21 protein-coding genes and 1 pseudogene are annotated in these 21,754 nt (G+C 54.2%); 11 read left to right on the top strand and 11 right to left on the bottom strand.

Annotated features, from left to right (window positions below; all coding sequences use genetic code 11):
* Window positions 1–64 precede the first annotated feature (64 nt).
* The 9 genes from ACIOZM_RS07715 to ACIOZM_RS07755 all read left to right on the top strand — a co-directional run bounded on the left by ACIOZM_RS07715 (window position 65) and on the right by ACIOZM_RS07755 (window position 5,792).
* A complete protein-coding gene (locus ACIOZM_RS07715; protein WP_401211522.1) occupies window positions 65–730 on the top strand; it encodes a hypothetical protein in 666 nt (221 codons plus the stop codon).
* 822 nt (window positions 731–1,552) lie between these two features.
* Window positions 1,553–2,023: a hypothetical protein gene (locus ACIOZM_RS07720; RefSeq protein ID WP_401211525.1), complete on the top strand. Its 471-nt coding sequence runs from the start codon at window positions 1,553–1,555 to the stop codon at window positions 2,021–2,023.
* Between the two features lie 159 nt (window positions 2,024–2,182).
* The gene (locus tag ACIOZM_RS07725) at window positions 2,183–2,674 is read left to right on the top strand and encodes an SMI1/KNR4 family protein (RefSeq protein WP_401211527.1); all 492 of its coding nucleotides are present in this window, start codon (window positions 2,183–2,185) and stop codon (window positions 2,672–2,674) included.
* A gap of 155 nt (window positions 2,675–2,829) precedes the next feature.
* Window positions 2,830–3,243, top strand: coding sequence for an SMI1/KNR4 family protein (locus ACIOZM_RS07730; RefSeq protein WP_401211919.1), 414 nt, complete (start codon window positions 2,830–2,832; stop codon window positions 3,241–3,243).
* Window positions 3,244–3,294: 51 nt separating this feature from the next.
* Window positions 3,295–3,669, top strand: a complete 375-nt coding sequence (locus ACIOZM_RS07735; protein WP_401211530.1) for a hypothetical protein — start codon at window positions 3,295–3,297, stop codon at window positions 3,667–3,669.
* Window positions 3,670–3,875: 206 nt separating this feature from the next.
* The gene (locus ACIOZM_RS07740) at window positions 3,876–4,172 is read left to right on the top strand and encodes a hypothetical protein (protein ID WP_401211532.1); all 297 of its coding nucleotides are present in this window, start codon (window positions 3,876–3,878) and stop codon (window positions 4,170–4,172) included.
* 28 nt (window positions 4,173–4,200) lie between these two features.
* Complete coding sequence (locus tag ACIOZM_RS07745; RefSeq protein WP_401211534.1) at window positions 4,201–4,665, top strand: SMI1/KNR4 family protein; 465 nt, start codon at window positions 4,201–4,203, stop codon at window positions 4,663–4,665.
* 116 nt (window positions 4,666–4,781) lie between these two features.
* Window positions 4,782–5,132 carry a hypothetical protein gene (locus ACIOZM_RS07750; protein WP_401211922.1) on the top strand — a complete coding sequence of 117 codons (351 nt, stop codon included), beginning with the start codon at window positions 4,782–4,784 and terminating at the stop codon, window positions 5,130–5,132.
* A gap of 162 nt (window positions 5,133–5,294) precedes the next feature.
* Window positions 5,295–5,792: a hypothetical protein gene (locus ACIOZM_RS07755; protein WP_401211537.1), complete on the top strand. Its 498-nt coding sequence runs from the start codon at window positions 5,295–5,297 to the stop codon at window positions 5,790–5,792.
* Between the two features lie 76 nt (window positions 5,793–5,868).
* Here ACIOZM_RS07755 and ACIOZM_RS07760 read toward each other — a convergent pair.
* Window positions 5,869–6,557 (bottom strand): annotated as a pseudogene (locus tag ACIOZM_RS07760) (VanW family protein); the annotation flags it as partial.
* Between the two features lie 208 nt (window positions 6,558–6,765).
* Here ACIOZM_RS07760 and ACIOZM_RS07765 point away from each other — a divergent pair.
* On the top strand, window positions 6,766–7,590 hold the full coding sequence (locus tag ACIOZM_RS07765) for a glycosyltransferase (RefSeq protein ID WP_401211925.1): 825 nt from the start codon (window positions 6,766–6,768) through the stop codon (window positions 7,588–7,590).
* Between the two features lie 341 nt (window positions 7,591–7,931).
* On the opposite strand, the gene ACIOZM_RS07770 is transcribed toward ACIOZM_RS07765, so the two are convergent.
* From ACIOZM_RS07770 to ACIOZM_RS07795, 6 genes are all read right to left on the bottom strand, one after another.
* On the bottom strand, window positions 7,932–8,516 hold the full coding sequence (locus ACIOZM_RS07770) for a hypothetical protein (protein ID WP_401211540.1): 585 nt from the start codon (window positions 8,514–8,516) through the stop codon (window positions 7,932–7,934).
* 84 nt (window positions 8,517–8,600) lie between these two features.
* Window positions 8,601–8,783, bottom strand: a complete 183-nt coding sequence (locus tag ACIOZM_RS07775) for a hypothetical protein (RefSeq protein WP_401211542.1) — start codon at window positions 8,781–8,783, stop codon at window positions 8,601–8,603.
* An 11-nt stretch (window positions 8,784–8,794) separates the two neighbouring features.
* Complete coding sequence (locus ACIOZM_RS07780) at window positions 8,795–9,037, bottom strand: hypothetical protein (RefSeq protein WP_401211544.1); 243 nt, start codon at window positions 9,035–9,037, stop codon at window positions 8,795–8,797.
* Window positions 9,038–9,184: 147 nt separating this feature from the next.
* Window positions 9,185–10,252: a lipocalin-like domain-containing protein gene (locus tag ACIOZM_RS07785; protein WP_401211547.1), complete on the bottom strand. Its 1,068-nt coding sequence runs from the start codon at window positions 10,250–10,252 to the stop codon at window positions 9,185–9,187.
* A complete protein-coding gene (locus tag ACIOZM_RS07790) occupies window positions 10,242–12,713 on the bottom strand; it encodes an ABC transporter permease (RefSeq protein ID WP_401211550.1) in 2,472 nt (823 codons plus the stop codon). The genes ACIOZM_RS07785 and ACIOZM_RS07790 overlap by 11 nt, the downstream gene beginning before the upstream one ends.
* Complete coding sequence (locus tag ACIOZM_RS07795; RefSeq protein ID WP_401211553.1) at window positions 12,710–13,363, bottom strand: ABC transporter ATP-binding protein; 654 nt, start codon at window positions 13,361–13,363, stop codon at window positions 12,710–12,712. The genes ACIOZM_RS07790 and ACIOZM_RS07795 overlap by 4 nt, the downstream gene beginning before the upstream one ends.
* Before the next feature lie 139 nt (window positions 13,364–13,502).
* Between ACIOZM_RS07795 and ACIOZM_RS07800 the strand changes: the two genes are divergently transcribed.
* Entirely contained in the window at window positions 13,503–15,476 is a 1,974-nt protein-coding gene (locus ACIOZM_RS07800; RefSeq protein ID WP_401211555.1) for an alkyl/aryl-sulfatase, read from the top strand.
* A 109-nt stretch (window positions 15,477–15,585) separates the two neighbouring features.
* On the opposite strand, the gene ACIOZM_RS07805 is transcribed toward ACIOZM_RS07800, so the two are convergent.
* The 4 genes from ACIOZM_RS07805 to ACIOZM_RS07820 form a co-directional block, all read right to left on the bottom strand.
* Entirely contained in the window at window positions 15,586–16,974 is a 1,389-nt protein-coding gene (locus tag ACIOZM_RS07805; RefSeq protein ID WP_401211556.1) for a DUF1254 domain-containing protein, read from the bottom strand.
* Window positions 16,971–18,320, bottom strand: coding sequence for a DUF1254 domain-containing protein (locus tag ACIOZM_RS07810; RefSeq protein WP_401211559.1), 1,350 nt, complete (start codon window positions 18,318–18,320; stop codon window positions 16,971–16,973). The genes ACIOZM_RS07805 and ACIOZM_RS07810 overlap by 4 nt, the downstream gene beginning before the upstream one ends.
* A 162-nt stretch (window positions 18,321–18,482) precedes the next feature.
* The gene (locus tag ACIOZM_RS07815) at window positions 18,483–19,820 is read right to left on the bottom strand and encodes a DUF1329 domain-containing protein (protein ID WP_401211561.1); all 1,338 of its coding nucleotides are present in this window, start codon (window positions 19,818–19,820) and stop codon (window positions 18,483–18,485) included.
* 11 nt (window positions 19,821–19,831) lie between these two features.
* The gene (locus ACIOZM_RS07820) at window positions 19,832–21,658 is read right to left on the bottom strand and encodes a DUF1302 domain-containing protein (protein ID WP_401211564.1); all 1,827 of its coding nucleotides are present in this window, start codon (window positions 21,656–21,658) and stop codon (window positions 19,832–19,834) included.
* Between the last annotated feature and the right edge of the window lie 96 nt (window positions 21,659–21,754).

Raw genomic sequence — 21,754 nt, forward strand, 5'->3', positions numbered from 1 at the left:
TAAATCACACAACTATAAAAGTACTGATAAACATTACGAAAGAGGATGGCAACATGAGCCCGCCATGTTCATTGTAAAAACAGAATTACCAAGCTCATCTTACATAGGTGGATGCCCCGTTCTTCCACCGGGCTTACAGATACCTAAAGGTGAAAATGGTATTCCATTAACTTTCTTTTTCACAATTCAATTCCCAGCCTCGCATGAGTTCACTGGCTACACATTAAGCTTTTTCAGTGCCACCTCTGAATTCAACGAAAAATTTACAATACCTGAAATGTTGAATACAGATTTAAAAAATGCAGCAATACCAAGCGGCTTCCTTAGAACGTACCAAAAATACTTTAAAGCTTATCTATTCAAAACAGATACTGCAGAAAAATCAAATACGCAAATTTCACCTATCAAGCTTCAGTACTTGGATTTTTCCAGACAGGAGCATGGAGAAGTGTTCGGTTGGGCTGGACGTCCTCCAGAATGGGTGCTTGAAGATGAAGCACCATCCACATACGAAGGAAAAGATCTGAGTTTCTTATTGCAAGTGAGAGGTGAGCAAGCTTTTGAAATTATTGACTCTGCGCCAGCTCAGAAAGAAATGAATATTTTTGGAGGAGAGAAAGACAGAAAAAAACGAGACTATTTCTTTTTCAACCAAAACGAAGTCTATTTCTTTGGTACGACGTCGTTGAAGTATGACAACAACATCTACATCATTACTCAGTGCGAGTAATATAAAAAATAATTATATTTGGTTGAACAGCATATAACTTAACATTTAAAAAATCATCCAGCAAAATGCATACATATAAAGATTTGATAAAACTCTAGAAGATTCCGATAACAAAATATTTTGGTATGGCCTATCCAAACATCTCTGAGGTTGCTGCGCCTCCACCACCATATGTGGCCAAAAAGCCCCTGAAATTTTTAGGAAACTGAAGAAATATGTTGGGTAATTGACTGCTCTCCTTTTTGGGGGTGGGAAATTCTAAGACACGACCTGTTCAAAAAGAAATTATCTAGAACGAACTCAAACTTTAGTGCCTAGACGGAGCTTTGAAAAACGACAAGTAACAACCAATCGAGAAATACAAATGAGTCAATCGGAGATATATACTGGCTAAGAATCAAGGCTTTACAGTAGTTTCTTTTTCGGAGCATCCGGAATTTTTCTCTTCATGGTCACTTAACTTGAAGAAAGATGAGCGTAAATACATGATAGAAAACGAAGAAAGAGATGGGCGGATGATTCTTTACAAAAAAAACGAACCAGGGAAATTTGAAGAGTTGGAAAAAGCAACCTCTCACACTTTTTACCGACAATAAAAAAAACAATGCGAAGTTTGGCTGAGAAACATCTGACTAAAATCAAAAAAAAGCATATGGCTGTGGGAATTACACATAAATATGCAGCCTTCAAAAAATCCTAGAACATTCCAGTATTGATAGCTTCGGGGTTGATCCAACAGATATACATCCAATTTTTTACTCCCTTTACCCCACAATGGCAGCGGAGAGTTATTAGAACATTCAATAACATGGAAAAGCTATAATGACAACAACATTTGAAACAGCTTTAAATCAGCACGAAATCCCTGATTTTTTCAAAGGAAATGGAATTTATTTCGCCAGAGGATCCGACTGGGGCGACCATCTTTATATAAGCAATTGGCAAGAGATGTGCAGCATACTAAAAAATGCAAAAGCCGCACAAAACTTGCTGACAACCATATTTGAAGAGTACGCAAAATTCCTCAAAGAAACCTACACAGATGCGGCCGGACTACTTTCAAATATAAGCTCCTATTATATTCTAAAGAAAAAAATCCCATTTCTATCATTGGGAAATTATGACCTAATTGAGAGTCTTGACGAAAAAACCAAAAAAAATATAGGTATGCTGTTCAGACTACTGCGAACAACCTATGACAAAAAGAACGCAAACCTATCAAAATATTCATTTCAAGAGGAATTGAACAGAATAAAAAATAACGGATGCCCATTCGACTTAGAGCAGCTTTAAATAACACCCCATATAAAAACGTTACCATCCGACAAATTTACCAACAAACAAAAATTAAATATATTTCGGAGTTTTCGAGCAACATCAAATAAAAAAATTAGAAATACACTTATAAAAACAAAAATCGAATACATCGACCATACTTCGGAAAAAATAAATATGCTACATAATAAATTAATTGATGCGCTTGGTGCCAAAGCAAGGATTTTCATAGACATAAGCATAAAAAGAACAACATCTAAAGACCTAAAAATCCCAGCAGACCTTGCCGAATTATTGAGCCACTTTAAAGGCTCCATCATTTTCACTCGAGGTGCAAAATTTAAAACCCAAAGCAAAATCCCAGTTCGAGACAAAGAAGACTACATTGATCTCGATATAATTTACGGCCTCGCCTCCGACTCAAATAATATCTTTCTGAAAAATCAAGTATACGCAAACCAGATAGACCAAAACCTCTATGTTTTTGGAGAATCGGAAAGTGGCGATCAATTTTGCCTGAGCAAAGCTACCGGAGAAGTTTACTACTGGTACCATGAAGCAAAACACGAAAACGAAACAACTTTCTTGATTGCTAAAAACTTTAAAGACTTTATTATGGGGCTGCGACCTGACGAAGAATTGCCCGCAACAGAAAAAAAGAAAAAATAATAAGTGCTAAATTTGACTTTTAAATTACGTCGCCTAGAGACCAAATAGAAAGTACGATTAATGCTGGCCTCTCCATTGAAAAAAGAGAAAGCGTGAATAAAACAGTCCTGTAGGATCTCTGTTATCCAAACAATGAATATCATCCATTTCGAAAAATTCGTAGAAGAAAAAAATCAGCTAATCCAGTTTGGTTTGGGCTAGACCCAGCCCCGCTTGCAAGCGAAGACGATATAACATCCGTCCAAAAAGAACTAAACGTTATTCTTCCCATTGAATACATTCAATTCGTGACACGACATGGAGGAGGATATTTCGCATTCAGTATTGTTTACCCCCCAGACTGTAGTAGCGACTTTAGCCTTTTGAATATAAACAAAAGAGAACTAACACTACGGGGGAATTATATTTTATTTTCAGAAAATGGCAGCGGTGATTATTATGGATTCAAAATCACAGAAGGCCACTGTTCATCCGAGGTGTATTTTTTCGACCATGAAAACGGTGAGTGGGTACCAACCAAATACGAAAATCTGTTTAGCTTTCTCAGTGAAATCGCACTTTCTAATTAGACAAAGGGAATTTATTTTCTGAAAACCAAAAAAACAACCGTTGGCGACATAGTGCTCATACCTCTCACCGAAGGTTTCAAACCAGCAAAGGTTTTGTATGTATCAGAGCGATACAAAAATACCATCCTGCTTGGAATATATAAAAATTCGATCGAAACCCAACAGATGCCTGATAACCTTCACGATACATTTGAGCTTCTACTTTACACGTCGAAAGTTCCCATCCAAAAACAACGCTGGCACTTAGTGGGGCATGAGAATTTAAAGCCTTCTCAATCCAATCTTGATCTAAGAATTGTGGCAGAAGAGCTTTGGCAGGGTGATAGGCATCTGGGCAAGGCGTCTGAGGAAGACAGAAAAGAGCTGCCTGAAATGTTAGTAATGGGTGCCGGACTTGTAGAAAAAAAAGCGGAAGCCATAAACTGACCAGGTTTTCAAAAACGAAACGCGGGTAGATTTAATTAATCTCCACGAAAAAATCCGCTCCCTTTCCAGATGAAATTTCTGAAGCTGAGATCGATAAAAAGTGAAAAAAATAAAACTCTCTTTTTTCTTGCTGATGCAGAAAACCTGGACTGGTCATCCAAGAGGCGCTCACGTTTCTGGAGCCTCAAAAGGAGTTTTCGAAAAACATGCCGAAATTCAATAAAAATGGAATGCACAAATCAGATTTATGCTTATTAGCAAAAATTTACGGATTTACAGTGGTTATCTTTTCGGATCATTCAGAGTTTTGTTCTTCATGGACCCTGAGTTTGAAAAAACACGAGAATAAATTCATGATAGAAAATGACGGGAGAGATGGATGGATGATTTTTTACAAAGAAGACGAACCTGACAAATTCAAAGAACTAGATAAAGTGATCTCTCACACCTTTAGCGACAATGAGAAAGTAAAACAGTGCGAAATTTGGCTGAGCAGCATTTAACTTAACATTCAAAAACCTCAGTAAGAAAATGCATAAATATAAAGACCTGATAAAAGCCTTAGAACATTCGAGCAACGATACCTTTTGGAATGGCCCATCCAGCGCCGATCAAATCGAAAAGCTCGAAACCATTTTGGATCTTCAGTTCCCTAAAGACTTCAGGGACTTCTTGGCGGCATGTGGCGGCGGAGGCGCAGTAGATTCAGAGATCTGTGGAATTGAAAATAACGATGCGATCTTAGATTCCGGAGGAACAATAAACTATAGCACCCACTACTGCCGATCGAACTTCTGCCTTCCCAAACCAATGGCTGTGATTTATTTTAAGGACGATGAAGTATGCTGGGTCATTGACTGCTCTCCTTGTGGCGGCGGAAAAATTCTAACATACGATCTTTTCAAAAATAAATTATCCAAAATCATCGCTGATAACTTCCATTCATTCTTCAAGGAATATGTAGAGCTACGCTCTCACAACACTACACCAAACTAGAAACAATAAGTTTACTCACCACAAATCCATGACAACGAAAAACCCTGGTAAAAAATAGAATATATTTATTTAGTCACCATTCGCTTTAACCCGTTAACCACTGAGAAAACTTGACTATGACTAAAATAATAATTACGGTGGCATCACCGACTACAGACGTTGAAGCGGCGAAATTTTTACACCAGCGTTTCAAAATGTCACTAATAGGTTCTCAGAACAAACTTGCCATGGGTGACAAAGGGATTTTTTATACCTGCAAGCTGTTCGGCAATGACCACGTTCAACGTGAAAAAGAAATTCGCGAACTGCTTGATTTCTTTAAACAGAAAGCCATAGACCTTCTTTTGTTGCAAATTGATGACGATCAGGACGAGGCGAATTTGGACATGAACAATCTAAGCCAATACTTGGTTCCTTCAAATGAGCTGCTTAATGTTTTGGACTCTTCCGCCGGGCTTTACCATTAACCGCATAAAGAAGCGGATAGATATATTTTTTTCGCTGCTGCTGCAGAGATTCGAAAACAAGAAAACACGAAAACACGAAAACACGAAAACACGAAAACACGAAAACACGAAAGTGCTTGAACCTCGACGTGTTTTATGTCACACAGCTAAAAGGTAAACACCATGAATAAACATGTAGTCACTCTTTCAAATGGTTGGACTGCCACATTCGAAAATAATGGTGAGTTCCGCATGGGGGCTGAAGGCTGGGGTTTACTTTTACAAGGCCCCGACAACAAAACAATCCAATATTTTACAGATCAGATTATATTGGTAAATGATGACGACGGAACTCGCGCCAATGCCTGTATCCATCTATCAACCGACGGTAACTACGGTTATTTTTGCACAGCGGTTGATAGCTGCTGGGTGATTGATTTTAAATGCGCCATGATCGCTCCCCATCGAGTAAGCATCCATCACTACCATGAAGTCTACGACGAGAGTATCGCACTTTACGAGCAACCAGCATTCAAACGTGTGCGCCAGTATATCAGTGTTATAGGAAAACACATTTATCTAACGTTCCCTTTCACCAAAGATGAGGATTTTCCTAAAGTATGGAATGAGTATGTATCAATACGTAGACGCCAACTGGACGAACTCTATTTTAGAAATTGATCGGGAGAAGCATCCAACATGTGCTCCAGGACCAGGCTAATTGACAACATACGTCTTGTTGGGTATACCTGTATTCGATCACCTCCTCCCCAACCTCATACTTAACCACCACCCGACTCCGATAAAGTCTCTCCCGCCTTACCAACTCCCCAACCTGCCCCTTCTCCCTCACCTCCCGCCAAATCTCATTCTCCCGATACACCCGCCCCTGCTCCCGTACAAACCGATGCCCCAACTGAAATACGTGATACCGAAAATCCCGCACCCGCTCACACAACAATTCCCCTTCCAGCTGCGTTTCCCCCACATTCAACTTCAGCTGAAAGCTCCGGTCCGTCGGGTTATGCAGCACCAGATCAATGTAGTTGTAGAAAATCGCCGCACCGGACCCAAACGGCAGCACGCGTCCCTCATCCGGAAACGGGTCGAAGCTGTGGTTGGAGCGTTCGACTACCACCAGTGGCGAGTGAATGGCCATCCCATCCAGTGGATCAGGTTGCTCAGTTGGCAAATACCACCGCCGACACCACGTCGGGCTTCGCCGAAGGACAGTTCCATGCCTTCGACATAGCCGCGTTTGCGTGTTGGCCGGCCGACGAGGCGGCAGAAGGAGAAGTATTCGCCGGGGCCGATGATGACGCCGTCGATGGCGGCGACCGCGAGTTTGAGGTTGATGACTTTGTTGTGTTGCAGGGCGAGGTCGGAGTCGCCGAGTTTGCGGATCAGTTTCGAGGTGTGTTTGAGGTAGCGGAACGGCAGCCGGCTGGCGGCTTCCTTGATTCGCAAAATGGCGCGCATTTAGCCTGTTACCAGCGGCGATGCGCGCCCCCTCCTGCCGCGCCACCTCGGTTGCACCTGGACACAATCTATCCGCTCACCCACCTGAAAATTAAGCTTCAGCTAAGGTTGCCTCGCTACCCTCCGCAGACAGAGACACCCGTCACCCTTCAATCTGCGGATGAGCCTTCAGAACATGAGAGAGTTTGATTTACCAGCCAAACGACAAGCTGAGTTCAGTCTTGTATTGGTAAATTACAAAACCCCGGACATTACGAAGATGTGCCTGGAGCTGTTGCGCCAGCATGTGAAGGATCATCGCATTCCGGTTTGGGTTGTCGACAATGACTCGGCGGATGAAAGCACCGATTACTTGCGTTCGCTCGACTGGATCAATCTGATCGAACGCCCCGCCCCGAGCAAAGAAGCTGGTCATATTGCCCACGGCAAAGCACTGGATCTGGCTCTGGAAAAGGTTGAAACCGATTATCTGTTTCTGTTGCACACCGATACTTTTGTCTACGACAAGAACATCTTCGAGTTAATGATGCGTGAATGCACGAAGAGTCCGGATATTGCGGCGGTCGGTTGTGTCGAGCAACTTGATCGTGGTCTTTTTCGCGATACATGGCGATTGAGTTCGCGCTTCTGCAAACACTATTTCCGCCGCGCTAAAAAAATCGTCGGGCTGGGCGGCAAAGAGCCGAAACCGTATCGCGAAACTCACCTCAAGAGCTTCTGCACGCTGTGGAATTCCCGGCTGATTAAAGCCCAGGGCATGCACTTCTGCATGGACGACCGGGTTCCCGGCTACACCTTGCAGGACCGCATGCTCAGCCTCGGCTTTGCCGTGAAGTTCCTCTCGCACCGGACGATTTTCCGCTACCTGGATCATATCCAGTCGGGCACGGTGGCCGCTGCCGGCAGCTATGGAACACATCACCGACGCACGAAGATGTATCAGGAAACGCTCAAGCGTTTTAAGGCGCAGCAAGGCATCGGTCAGGCAAGCAATAATTAATAGGCGAGTTAAATCTGCGCAATAAAAATGGCGACCATTTGGTCGCCATTTTTTGTATACAAAACGTGTGAATCCTCCCGACGGAGGTGTTCGCCCAGTGTAATGGCCTGGCAATCCATGCACCGGTAAAGAGCCCTGACACTGGGCGAACGGGAAGGATTTTAATAGAAGTTGGCGGTTATGTCCTCATACGGAAACATAAAAATTATGTACGAATGAGTTAATAGATATTTATCGAAGAATTCTTTCGCCAAACTTTCAAAATCAACAGAACGACCTCTTAGTATGATTGTTCTCATACATCAAGCTGTACAAGAACAATCATTCTGTAGAGTTAATACTCAGCTCTCATGCTGACTGGTCACTTTTAATACATCGGTGTAAGTGACCACTACGCTCTGACCAATTTTAAGATCTTTCAGTTTGGCCTGAATTTCAGGCTTCTTGACGTCGAGGGTCTTCGATACGCCAGCCGGGTTTTCCAGGGTCACCTGGTTTTTCGCCAAATCAATTTTGGTGATTTTCAGTTGCACCTGTACCTGACGGAAAGCTTCGCCGCCCGGGTTTTCGCTGCCTGGAGCGTTGCGCAATTCGCCAGTGCGCTCGGTGGAGCCTGGCAGACCTTTATCCACATCGGTGTCGAGGTAAGCGGCGACGGAATGCTGCACTTCGACGTTGACCTGGTCGCCGACTTTCAGATTTTGCAGGTTTTTCGCCTTGTCGCTGAGCTGGACGTGCACCTGACGGCCTTCGGCGCCTTCGAGCACGACCTGGTGTTTGGCGGCATCGACAGCCAGTACTTTGGTGGTGACTTGATCCGCTTCGATGGCAGCGGACAGCGGGATATCAGCGGCAAACGCAGCGAGGCTGGTGGCGGACAGAACGGTAGCGAGGGTGATGGCCTGAGCCAGTGCGTGGAGCTTCATAAGTACTTTCCCTGTGATGAAAATGGCAGCACTCATCGCCAAAGCGTCTTCGGCGATGAATGTGCCACTGAGCATAGACGCTGTTCAGGGCTTGGCCTTGGTTTCTTGCGCGGCAGTGTCCTGGGCGGTGGATTCACCACTGGCGGTGCCTTTGCCGCTGTTCTTGCGTTGTTTGGGATCGGTGGGGCGCAGCGCGTCGTTGTCGCGCTCGGTCTCTCCCGGTGGCCGTGGCTCGTCAGGATGTTCGTTGGTGGAAACAGGTTTCATGGCGATGCTCCTCAGGCTTCAGGGTCGTCGAGTTCGCGGGTGACGTTCACAGCGGGCGAATCCTTGTGCAGATCAGCGGCCTTGGCGCGCAGGATCTGCCATTGTTCGAGGTCGATGGCACCCTGCCCCAGCAAATCGTCGGCGATGCGCTGCAGGTCCAGGTAATGCGAGTCGGGGGATTGCTGCCAGTAGGTCTCGTCATCGAACAGGCGTTGCCAGGAGGCAAGGTCGGGTGGTTGCAGGTCGTCGCTCATGGAGAAATCCTCGACAAGGTTCCTTGGTAGAGGATGACTACGGCAGCAGAGTTCCAACACGATCCGAGGCTGCGAACTTTTGATTTTTATAAAACAAGATCAAAAGATCGCAGCCTTCGGCAGCTCCTACAGGGGTTTGTGGGGGGCTCAGTAGCCGGTCATCTCCAGATAGCCCCGCCCGCCTTGGCTGCCGCTGATGCGTACCGGGCCTTCCCAGTAGGGAATGCGCAGGTTCATCCAGGCATTCGGATTCAGCGCTGAAAGGCTGATGTCGAGGTGTTTGTCGGCAATGCTGATCGACCAGCGCACCGGTATCTTGCGCCCGGCGACCGTGGTTTCATCCTGCGGCACGAGTTTGATCTGTTCGGCGTGCAACGTTTCGGTCTGGCCATCGGCGTTGATCCATGTGCCTGTCAGGTACGGCGCACCGTCCTTCTGGCGCATGCGATAGAGCATCAGATGCGCGCCGCTGTCCAGATGCAGGGAGAACCAGTCCCAGCCGGTCTGGTTGGCGGTCAACGGCTGACTGCTCCATTCGCGGTCGAGCCAGGCCGGGCCGCTGACGGTGTAGGTCTGGCCGTCGATCTGCAAGGTGCCGTTGGCCTGAAAAAACGGCTGACTGTAGTAATACGAGGCCTGGCCCTGCTCGGATTTCTGGCTGAAACCTTTGTCACCCTGCAACACCAGTGGGCGGCTAGAAGTCAGGTGCAATTGATAGCTGAAGGATTTGTCCGTGGCACTCAGTTGCAGATCGGTCAGCGGGTCGCTGGCCTGACTGCTGAATCGCCAGTCATCGATCCACGCGTCGAACGGCGCCAGCCGCACACCGGCCTGCCCGACGCCGCCCCGGGCATAACGCTCGGCAGCGTGATGGACGCTGGCCGAAGTCACTGCCGCATGGCCAAGCCAGATGGTCTGATTGCCCCAACCCGCTTGCTCCGGCACCGCTTTGAGGGCGCTGCGAAACAGTGTCCATTGCACACCGAAATCGTTGCCCTGTTGATCCTTGAGATTGGCGGTGACGTACCACCATTCGATGCGGAAACCATCGTGCGCGCCGTGATCCGCCGGGAAGCTGAACACCCGCCCCGGCACCACCGGCGTGAACGATTGCGCCTGATTGCCCAGACCGGCGAAACCCTTCTGCTGCGGCGCAGACTGATCGCAAGCGCTGAGCAAGATCACCAGCAGCACCACAACGAGGTTAATCCTCATGGGCAAACGTCCTCAGCAAATCCGCCGGTTGCGTGCGGTACAGCGAATACAGCGGCCACGCCGATGCGAGTAACGTCGCCAACAGCGACAGACCGAGCAGTTGCAACACCTGCCACGGAAACACCCGCAATGGCAGACGCCAGCCGAACGCCTGCACATTGATCACCGTGTCCAGACACCACGCCAGCGCGATCCCCAGCGGCAACGCCAACACCAAGGTCAGCACCGCCAACAACCAGGTCTGGCCGAGGTTCAGCAACATCAACTGACGTCGCGTCACCCCCAATGCCCACAGCGGTGCGAGTTGACCGAGACGGCTCTGACTCTGGGTCAGCAGACTGATGAACAACGCCACACCGGCCACGCCAAGCGTCAGGCTGTTCAGCGCTGCCGTCGCGGCAAACGTGCGCTCGAACACTTGAACCGACCAGCCCTTGAGCCGCGTCTGATCGACGATACGACTGTCATCAAGCTGAAAACGTGCCTGCAATGCGTTCAGCAGCGGCGGGATATTCTGCGGATCGATGCGCAGGTTAAAACGGTTCGGGGTCAGTTGCGGCCAGACTCGCAGCAGATGATTGCTGTTGACCAGCACATGGCCCTTGGGATTGCCGTAATCGGCGTAGATACCGACGATGCGCGGCGTCCACGGGCCGCTCGGCGTGGGGATTGTCAGGTGATCGCCGGCCTGCACCTTCAGGCGCCGGGCGAGTTGTTCGCTGAGCATCACCGCGTCATCCGCTGCCAGATGAGCCCACGGATCGCCGCCACTCGCATCGAGCAGCGGCCAGTGCTGGCGATAGTACGAATGATCGATCACCCCGAACACATCCGCCGGCCAGCCCTGCAACGTCACCGCTACCTGCCAGTTGGGCAGCACCGCCGTCACGTTCAGCTGCTGCTTGAGCCAGCTGTACATTTCGCGCGCCTGCGCCGGATTACTCGGATTGAGGTACAACTCGGCACTCAGGCGCTGTTCGAGCCAGTCATTGAAGGTCTGGCGAAACCCGGCGGTCATGCTGCCCGCACCGATGTTGGCGGCCAGCGCCAGCAACAGCGCCATCAGGGCCAGGCTCAACGCAGGCAGTTGCTGGCGACAGTCCGCCAGAAACCATTGGCCAAGCACCGAGCGGCTGCGCCCGAGCAATTGATTCAGCACCGCGCTGAGCAGCACCGGCAGCGCCAACGCGGCGCCGAGCAACAACCCGGCCATCAACACAAAACCGCTGGCCAGACTGTCGCCGAACACCCACGCCGCCAAGGCAATCACCGCCAACGCAGCGGCCAGCCAGCCCTGACGACGCAACCAGTGCGCAAATTGCTGATGCCAGGCCTGTGGATCAGCCACTGCGAGTAACGGCAAACGCGCCGCCCGCAACAGACTGGTGGCGCCGGCCAGTAAAGCGCCGAACAGGCTCAGGCCGATGCCGCTAAACCACCACCACGGACTCAAACGCAGCTGCCCCGCCACTTCCGCGCCATACAAACCACGCAGACTGGCGGCGACATCCGGCAGTAACACACTCGCCAGCCAGTAACCGCTGAGCACACCAAACAGTCCGCCAACCAACGCCAGCGCGCCGAGTTCGACGATCAGACAAGCGATCAACATTCGCGCGCTGACACCGCAGGCGCGTAGCGTACGCAGCAGACCACGGCGTTGCTCCAGCGCCAGACCAATCGCCGCGTGGACGATGAACAGCCCGACCACGAACGAGAGAAATCCGAGAGCGTCGAGATTGAGATGAAAGCTCTCGGTCAGCCGCGCCAGATTGTTTTCTTCGGCACCACTCTTGAGCTGCAACTGCCCTCTGAGCGCGTCCGGCAATTCGCGGTGAAAGTCCTTGGGCAGCAACAGCCGCGAGAGTTGCCCGGGCTGTTCAAGCAGGGTTTGCGCGACACCGATGTCCACCAGCAACACGCCCGGCGCCATGTCCTTTTGCGCCACCAGCGGCGGTAAGGCCAAACCATTCGCGGCCAGCGGCGTGGCGCCTTGTTGCAGGTTCAGCGCTTGCAGGGTCTCGGGGGAAATCCAGGTGCTGCCCGGTGGCGAGAAGAATTCAACCACTCGCTCGATTGGCAGCGTTTGCCCGGCCACGGCAGAGTCGGCGGGCAATGACACCGGCTCGATGCCCATCAGTTGCAAACGCTGGTTTTCGTGATCCTTGAGAATCAGTCGGCCCTGCAACAACGGTGATACCGGCCAGCCCTGACGGCGCAAATCAATGAACCACTGCTGCGTGAATGTCGCGCCGCTCGGCGAACCGAGGCTGGCCTGCGGTTCGCCGCCGATCAACTGACTGGCCCGGGCGTAACTGTCGCGCGCCTGACTGTTCAGGGCCTCGACCCCGGTCAGCAAACTGGTGGCCAGCCACAGCCCGGTCAGCACACTGAAAAACTGCACCGGGTGGCGCCGCCAATGGCTGAACAGCGCGATCAGGGTTTGCCAGAAAACGATCACGTCAGCCGCCCGCTCGACAACACCACCCGTTCTGCAAGTCGCGCGGCGACTCGCGGACTGTGCGTTACCATCAGCAGTGTCGTCGGGGTGTCGTCGAGCAGTTCCAGCAACAGGCGCAGCACTTCATCGCTGGTGGCTTCATCGAGGCTGCCGGTGGGTTCGTCGGCCAACAGTAATTTCGGTTGCGAGGCCAGCGCCCGACCCAGCGCAACCCGTTGTTGCTGGCCGCCTGAAAGTTGCTCGGGATAACGATTGAGCAATTCGCTCAGCCCCAGACGCTGCACCAGATGCCGCAACCATCGCGCATCATGCCGCCCCGCCAGCCGTGCCTGAAACGCCAGATTGTCCTCGACGCGCAGGCTGCCGATCAGGTTGAACTGCTGAAACACCAGACCGATTTCCGTGCGCCGCCAGTTCGCCAGTTGCCCTTCGTTCATCTGCTCCAGCCGATGTTCGCCACTGTGAATGCTGCCGCGATCGACCTTGTCCAGCCCGGCGATCAGGTGCAGCAACGTGCTTTTGCCACTGCCCGATTCGCCCATCAGCGCCAGGCTGCTGCCGGGGGCCAGCGTCAGATCGACGCCTTGCAGCACCGGCAACGGGCCTTGGGGAGTGGCGTAGCTTTTGAAGACGCTGCGAACCTCAAGCATGGGCAAACCTGATCAATGAACGTGAGCCAAGGATAGCGGCCCTGAATGAATTTTGTCCGTTGACGATCATCGCCCGATCCGAACGCCGCCCTACCCTCCGAGACTGGTCCCACCCATAACGATAAAAACCGGAGACACCATGCCCAGTTTCATTTTGAGCCCTCGCGGCCTGCTGGCCTGCCTGATCACTGCATGTCTGAGTCAGGCGGTCATCGCCGCCGACGCACCGGTCGCCCCCAGCGCGCAAACTTCCGCCAATAACAGCGCAGTACTGAAGCAACTGCCGTTCACCGACCGCACCGATTTCGAGTCCGTCAGCAAAGGCCTGATCGCGCCGTTCAAGGGTCAGATCAAGGACGCGGCCGGCAACGTCATCTGGGACGTGCAGGCCTACGATTTCCTCGCCAACGATAAGTCTCCGGATTCGGTCAACCCGAGTCTGTGGCGACTCGCCCAGCTCAGCGCGCATGCCGGTCTGTTCGAAGTCAGCCCGAAGCTGTATCAAGTGCGCGGCCTCGATCTAGCCAACATGACCATCATCGAAGGCGACGACGGGCTGATCATCATCGACCCGCTGACCATGGCCGAAACCGCCAAGGCTGCGCTGGATCTGTACTACCAGAATCGTCCGCACAAACCGGTGGTCGCGGTGATTTACAGCCACACCCACGTCGACCATTTCGGCGGGGTGCGCGGGGTGATCGACGAAGCCGACGTCAAGGCCGGCAAGGTCAAGGTGTTCGCGCCGGCAGGCTTCATGGAACACGTGATGAGCGAGAACGTGTTCGCCGGCAACGCCATGAGCCGCCGGGCGCAGTACCAGTTCGGCAGCCTGTTGCCACGCGGCGAGAAAGGCCAGATCGACGCCGGTCTGGGCAAGAGCACGCCGACTGGCGGCACCATCACGCTGATCCCGCCCACCGACCTGATCAGCAAGGAACTGGAGACCCGGACCATCGCCGGTGTGCAAGTGGAGTTTCAACTGACGCCGGGCACCGAAGCGCCGGCTGAAATGAATATGTACCTGCCCGAATTGAAAGCCCTGTGCATGGCGGAAAACGCCACACAGATGATGCACAACGTGCTGACGCCGCGTGGCGCGCAAGTGCGTGACGCCAAGGCCTGGTCGCAATATCTGGACGACAGCCTGGCGCGCTACGGCAACAAGGTTGATGTGTTGTTCGCTCAGCACAACTGGCCGACGTGGGGTGGCGAGCGCATCCGCACCTTCCTCGCCGATCAGCGCGACATGTACGCCTTCCTCAACGACCGCACCCTGCACCTGCTGAACCAGGGCCTGACGCCACTGGAAATCGCCGATGCGATGAAGAAGCTGCCCGGCGACCTCGATCAGAAGTGGTATACCCGTGGCTACTACGGTTCGTTGAGTTTCAACAGCCGCGCTGTGTATCAGCGTTACATGGGTTTCTATGACGGCAACCCGGCCAACCTCAACCCGCTGCCACCGGTAGACAGCGCCAAACGCACCGTCGAAGCCATGGGCGGCGGCGCGGCGGTGCTGGAGAAAATGCGCGCAGCGATGGCCAGCGGCGACTATCGCTGGGCGGCGCAACTGGGCAACAACCTGCTGTTCGCCGAGCCGGACAACGCCGATGCGCACAAGGCCCAGGCCGAGACGCTGGAGCAGTTGGGTTATCAAAGCGAAAACGCCACCTGGCGCAATATGTACCTGACCGGCGCCATGGAACTGCGCAATGGTGTGCCTGCGCATGCCGGCACTTCGGTGTCGATCGACATGGTGCGGGCGATGAGCCCGGAGATGTTCTTTGATTATCTGGCGGTGCGTCTGGACAGTGACAAGGCTGTCGGCCACGACCTGACACTGAACTGGACGTTCGACGATCAGAACAAGGACTTCAACCTGACCTTGCGCAACGGCGTGCTGACCCATCGGGCCGGTCTCAATCCAGCGGCGGATGCGGGGGTGAGTCTGAGCAAGGACACGCAGGAGAAGATCAGCCTCAAGCAACTGGATTTCCCGACAGCGATGCAGAAGGGTTTGATCAAGATTCAGGGCAATGGCAAGAAGCTTGGGGAGTTGATGGGCAGCCTCGATACGTTTGGGCCGCAGTTCAATATCGTTACCCCTTGAACGGATGACGCGGGAAAACCGCGTCGCTTTCATCGCCAGCAGGCTGGCTCCCACAGGGATTACGCTAAACCTGTGGGAGCCAGCCTGCTGGCGATGGCGGCGGTAAGAGCTACGCCGAAACCACCTCGACCAGCGGCATTTTCCATCTCTGTTCAACCACCTCACGCCCCGGTCCGTACAGCCGCAGAATCACGGTAAACACGCCGCTCTGTGGTGTTGGCAGCCAGTTGCTTTGCTCGCCTTGCGGAGCTGTCGTCTGTATCAACAACGTCAAACCGCCATCGGCATCCACCTGCAATTTGTCGCGGCTACTCAAGCGATACCGGTCAATTGCATTAGCCACCAACTGCCGATCCGGCAAGTCATACAGCGTCAGCGACCAGAACTCACTGGCCGGCGGTAATTGCCCCGGTGCAAAACGCAGACGGTAGCTTCGACCGCCCTGCAACGGCTGGCCCTGATTGTCGAGACGCGCGCCGGTGTAAAACGCCTCCTCGACACTGTTGCCATAGATCCCCATCAGCGCAGCGACCGCCCGATTCAGGTAATTGCCATGCATCGCTTGACGATTGCCGAACAAGCCGAGAGTAGTCCTGGTCTGGCCCACCGCTGCTTGCAATTGCGCTTGCGCCTGTTGAATCCCGGCGATCAGCGACTGACGCTGTTCAGCCGTCAGCGCTGCAACCTCGAACGCCTGCCCCGGCACGATGCCTATTCGCGCAAACCGCTCACGCAACGCCTGCTCTGCTGGTTGCGTCGGGCACAACGCCAGAATCTGATTGAGCACACTAATGAACGCAGGCCCCAACCCGGTCTTGCTATCCCACGTCGGCCAGGCAATCGTTGCCGCAGCGGCTGGCGCGGCACTGGCGGTGTATTCATGCAAACCCTGCAAACGGTATTGCGCCTGCAATGCGCGTACTGCCGGCATGTCATCCGGGCCTTTCAAACCGGTACGGCCGAGGATCATGACGATCTCGGTTTCACTGCGCAGCACCGCTTTGATGCCGCTCGGCACGGTGCCCTGCCAGTGCGGCCCGGCAATCAGATAATCCCCCGCCTCGCGCCCGGTGCTGAGCACACCGACGTAGCCAAAATTGTGCGTGTATTGATCGACCAGTTGATGCACGTAATATCGATCAGCATCCACCGCCGGAACGCTCAACACCTGCGGTTCGCTGCGCAGATCGAGCCATGCCCAGGAGTACGGTGTGTCGTTGTTTGGCGTGACGATTTCGCGGTTGGCCGGGGTGTAGAGCTGGCTGTAATGACGGAAGCGATTGAAGCCGCCGACGTACTCCGGCGCGGCGGGATTGAGCACCTGCTTTTCCATGGTCTGGTAGTGCATGAGCATCGGGTAGGCATAGATCCACGCCTCCTGCGCAATGGCCTGAAACTCATCGGCATCGCCCGCCAGCAACCAGCGCGGAAACATCAGACTGCCGCCCACTACTCCCATGCCGCCTAATACCCGGCGGCGACTGAACGTCAGGTTCATGGCTCGACCCTCGCAATAGTCGGCATCGAATAACTGCCATCCAGCGCTGCCGCTTTCGGCATATACATGCGCAGAAGCAGGTTGAACGAACCTTGTGGCGTCGGCAGCCAGTTGCCTTGTTGCGCCTGGGCCGGTGCGTCCGGTTGCAACAGCAGGGTCAAACCACCATCGGCGTCGTAACTCAGGTTGGCGCTGCGATCACCCAGGGCGTAGCGCTGGATCGGATTGCTCGCCAGCAACTGGGTCTTGCCGTCGTACAGCGTCAGCGACCAGAACGCGTTGACCGGTGGCAATTGCCCGGCCGGGAAATGCAGGCGATAAGCCTGGCGGCCATCGAGCACTTGCCCTTCGACATCGTGCAGGGCCAACGGATACACCGCTTCGGCCGGATCGTTGACGTAGATATAGCGCCAGGCTGCGGCGGCACGGGTCAGGTCATCGTCGCCGTATTTGCCGAGATTACCCGGTGACTTGAACCATCCCCCCTGCTCCACCGATAAATGACTGGATGCAGCGCGCACTTGTTCGCGCCCGGCCTCGGCACCCGCCGCAACCGCCTCACGCAAAGGTTCGGCAGGTGCGAATGGTGCGCCGGGTTTGACGCCAATGGCGGCGAATCGGGCGAGTTTCTCCTGTTCGCTGGCTGTCCACTGATGCAGCGGCGCCAAGGCATTGAAGGTGCTGAACAGCGCCTGCGCCGAACCCTGTTTGGTATCCAGATAGGCCGGCAGTTGCAGCGCTGGCAGCGCGACCGGGGCCGGACTGTTGATTACTCGTGACAGCGGTTGCAAGGCGTAGCCCATCAAGACTCGCGCAGCTTCTTTCTGATCGCTCTCACCTTTGACTTCGGTACGGCCGAGCAGAAACACCAGGCGACTTGGCGAGCGGATCACACCGTTGAACCCGGACGGCACCTCGCCCTTCCAGTCCGGCCCGGCGATCAGATAACGCCCGGCCTGATTGCCGGTGGCGCGGGTGCCGATGTAGTCGAGGTTGTCGGTGCGCAGGTCGACCAACTGGAAGCTGTAATAGCGTTCATCGACGGCGGGCACGTCGAGCACCATCGGCTCCGCGCGCAAATCGAGCAAGGCGCGGGAATAGAAGGTGTCGTTGTTTGGCGAGACCACTTTGTTGTCTTGCGGGCCGAGCAGTCGCGGTTCGCTATAGAGCCGGTTGAACGGCAGTTTCGCGGCGATTGCAGTCAGCACTTTGTCGTGTTCGACAGTGGCGTAAGCGAAGACGTATGCCTCTTGCGCCAGGGCTTTGGCCTGGGTCGGGTCGAGGTCGGCGGCGTGTACGGTGCCCAGGCTGACGCCCAGAGCAATAGCGGAAATCCAGTGGCGCATGGCAGTTCTCCTGCAATAAAAAACTTTGCATCCACCACAGAACCTGTGGAAGCGGGCTTGCCCGCGAAGAGGACGGCACATTCAGCATCCTTGTCGCCTGACACGCCGCCTTCGCGGGCAAGCCCGCTCCCACAGGGTTCTGCAGTGATGCTCAAAACTGCGTTATTTGGCCCAGCGGCGCAGGTCCGACGGGGTGTAGTCATCGGTCTTCGCCGCGAATCCGACGCGCATCGGCTGGGTTTCTTCGTTGGCCAGGCCACCGGCGTAATAACGTCCGGCGATCAGGTCGTACGAGGTTTCCAGCACGTTGTAGGTGAAGCCATGATCGTATTGCTGAATCGCGTGCAACTCGCCGCTGCGCCACAGTTCGCCACGGCTGTCGTACTGGTCTGACTGAGCGATCTGCCAGCTGTCCTCGTCCACATAGAACCGGCGCTTGGCGTAGATGTGCCGGGCGTTAGGCTTGAGCGTGGCTTCGACCACCCACACCCGGTGCTTCTCGTAGCGCGCCAGGTCCTGATTGATGTGGTTCGGCTTGATCACCTCGTCGTACTTCAGCGCGTGGCTGCCGATCTTGTAGCTGTTGTAGGGAATGAACAGCTCCTGCTTGCCGATCAGTTTCCAGTCGAAGCGATCCGGCGCACCGTTGTAGCCGTCGATGTTGTCGGCGGTGATCAAACCGTTGCTGTAACGCGCACTGTTGTCATAAGCGATCATCGGCGCCCGCCGCACTCGGCGTTGCCCCGGCAGGTACTGCCAGGCCGAACGCGGTTCAGCCACCTGATCAATCGGCTCATGCACCAGCACCGCTTCGCCGGACAAGCGCGCCGGTTCAAGCACTCGGCTCTTGAACAGGAACAAGATATTGGCGTTCGGTTCGAGGCCCGACACGGTGTCGGCGAAGTTGATCAGCGACTGGTTGCGCACATAGCTGGTCGCACCGTTTTCCCGCACTAGTGCCGAACTGCTGATGCGCTCGTAACTGCCGCCGCGATAGCGGGTCATGTGGTTCCACATCACCTCAAGGCCTTCGGTCGGCAGTGGAAACGGAATCCCTCGCACGTAGTCGTGCATACCGTTGCCGCCGTCGGCCATCGTGGTCTTGGCGACGTTGGCGCGGCTCTGCTCGAGCACGTCCTTGGGCAGATTGGCGCTGCGGTGCGTCGGGTAGATGTTCATCTTGTAGCTGTCCGGATAGCGCTTGAACAAAGCGATCTGGCCGGGGCTGAGAAACTTCTGATACTGCTCGACGTTCTTCGCGGTGACAGTGAACAGCGGCTTCTCCGCCGCGTACGGATCGCTGTAACTGCCCTTGCTGTCGACCGTGCCGGCGCTGCTCGTCAGTCCGCCGCTCCACGCCGGGATACTGCCATCGGCGTTGGCCGCCATTTCCGAGCCCATCGGCGTCAGGGTTTTGCCCAGCGGTGCCGGATCGTTACCTTTGGCCTGAGCCAGACCGACGCTGCAAGCCAGCGCGAGCACACACAGTTGCATACGCATGATGGTTCTCCTTAGAAGTCTGCCTTGAAGCTGACGGACGCAAAATCGCGGTCGTCGAGCGTGCTGTAATCGTTGGAACCGAAGAACGCGTTGTAAGCCAGTTCCACGCTGTAATCGTTCATGTAGACGCCGGTCAGGCTCAGGCCGAGGGCTTGCTGGCCTTCCTGGAACGGACCTTGCGGATCGTAGGAATAACCCGAGACGTCGTGCCGCCAGTTGACCGCCGGAATCAGGTTGATCCCCGGCAGCACATCGCTGTATTCGAGGCTGGCGCGCAGGCGATAACCCCACGACCAATCGGTGGCGAACCCCTTGTCGGTGCAGTACTGATTGGTGATCCCGGAGGCGACGGTGTTGCACGCCGTGCCATTGCTTGGCGCACTGCGACCGAACGCGGCGTTGCGGCCGAGACGCTCGTCGCCAAGGTCGTCGATGTGCACCACCCCGGCCTCGCCGAACAGACTCAAACGGGTGGCCCCGAGGATGTTGTCGAAGGCCTGAGTGGCCGAGCCGGTCATCTGCCACACGCCCTTGCGCACCCAGCCGTCATAGCGGCTGCCGCCATTGGTGTTGAAGCCCGGTGGTAGATCGACCCACGAACTGCCGCCCGCGCCGGAAATCACCGCGACGTTGATGTCCGGCGCGTTGATCGCCAGCGGCATGTTCGGTCGATAGCTCAACTCGCCCGCCAGCGAGATCCCACTGATCGGCTCGACACCGTTGAGGCTGATCCCGTAAAGGTGAATGTTTTCCGGAAACGCCGCCGCATAAGTCGGCGCCTGAATGCCACCGGGGAAGGTCCCGGGCAGTGAGGCATTCCTCGCGTCGAGGGTGAAATACGGCAACCGCGAGTGATAGTTGATGTAGTAGATCGCCGCCTCGGCATCGTTGAGGGCCGGGATCATGTTGCGCAGGGCGAAACCGAACTGGCCGTTATCCGACGGCGACTCATTGCCCCTTGGCGACGCATACAGTCCGGCAGCCTGCATCTGCTGATCGGTCTGCACCTGGCTCAGGTACAACGGCCCGCAACCTTTCTGGATCGCATCGCTGCTGGCGAAAAAGGTGCCGCAACCATCGAGCACGCTCGGGCGCCAGTTGTACTGATAGAAACCTTCAAGGTTCAGCGTGTCGGAAATCCCGAAACTGAACGAGACCATTTCCACCGGCAACTGCCCTTCCTTGATCTCCACACCAGGACGGTTGAACGCGGAGATATCCAGCGGGTTGATCACGTTGATGCCGTTCTGGATCAGCAACGATTCGCCCCACGACAACACCTGATTGCCGACCTTGACGTTGAGCGGATGATCGTCGATCTGGAAGTCCTTCCAGACATAGGCGTCGAGCATCTTGAAGCCCTTGAATTTCGACAGGTCATCCCAGCCCGAATCGTCGAATTTCTTGAAGCGTCCGTTACCGTCTTCATAGGCGGCGTCGTACCAGTATTTGAAGCGCATGAACGCGCCCTGGCCCTGGCCGTCGAGACTGAAATCGGTGAGGCCCTTGAAGTTCTGCGAGATCGGATCGCCCTTCTCGAAATTCAGCCGGTTGTCATCGGCGCTGACGCTGCTGCCGTTGGCGTGCACGCCCTGGGCTTGCAAGGCGTTGGCGCGGGTCATCAGGCTTTTGTCGGGGTTTTGCGTCGACCAACTGCTACCCAGCGTCAGGGTGGTTTTGGTCGACAGGCTCCAGTCTTCGTTGAGATCGAAACTGGTGGCATAGCCGGGGCTCGACAGTGCGGCGAGAATCGCCAGAGTCAGGGGTTGCGTACGGGTGTGGCCACGCCGGTTCAGTCTCTTGAGGACTGTGGGCGCGACCGAGCTTTTTTTTATCATTATTGGGCTCCGGTCAGGTTTGCTCAGCACTGACACGGTGCCCAACCTGCGACCGGCACACACAAGCGATGACCGACAAAAAACAATCATCAGCGT

It is taken from the genome of Pseudomonas sp. NPDC087346 (assembly GCF_044744235.1).
In the GTDB taxonomy this organism is placed as follows: Bacteria; Pseudomonadota; Gammaproteobacteria; order Pseudomonadales; family Pseudomonadaceae; genus Aquipseudomonas.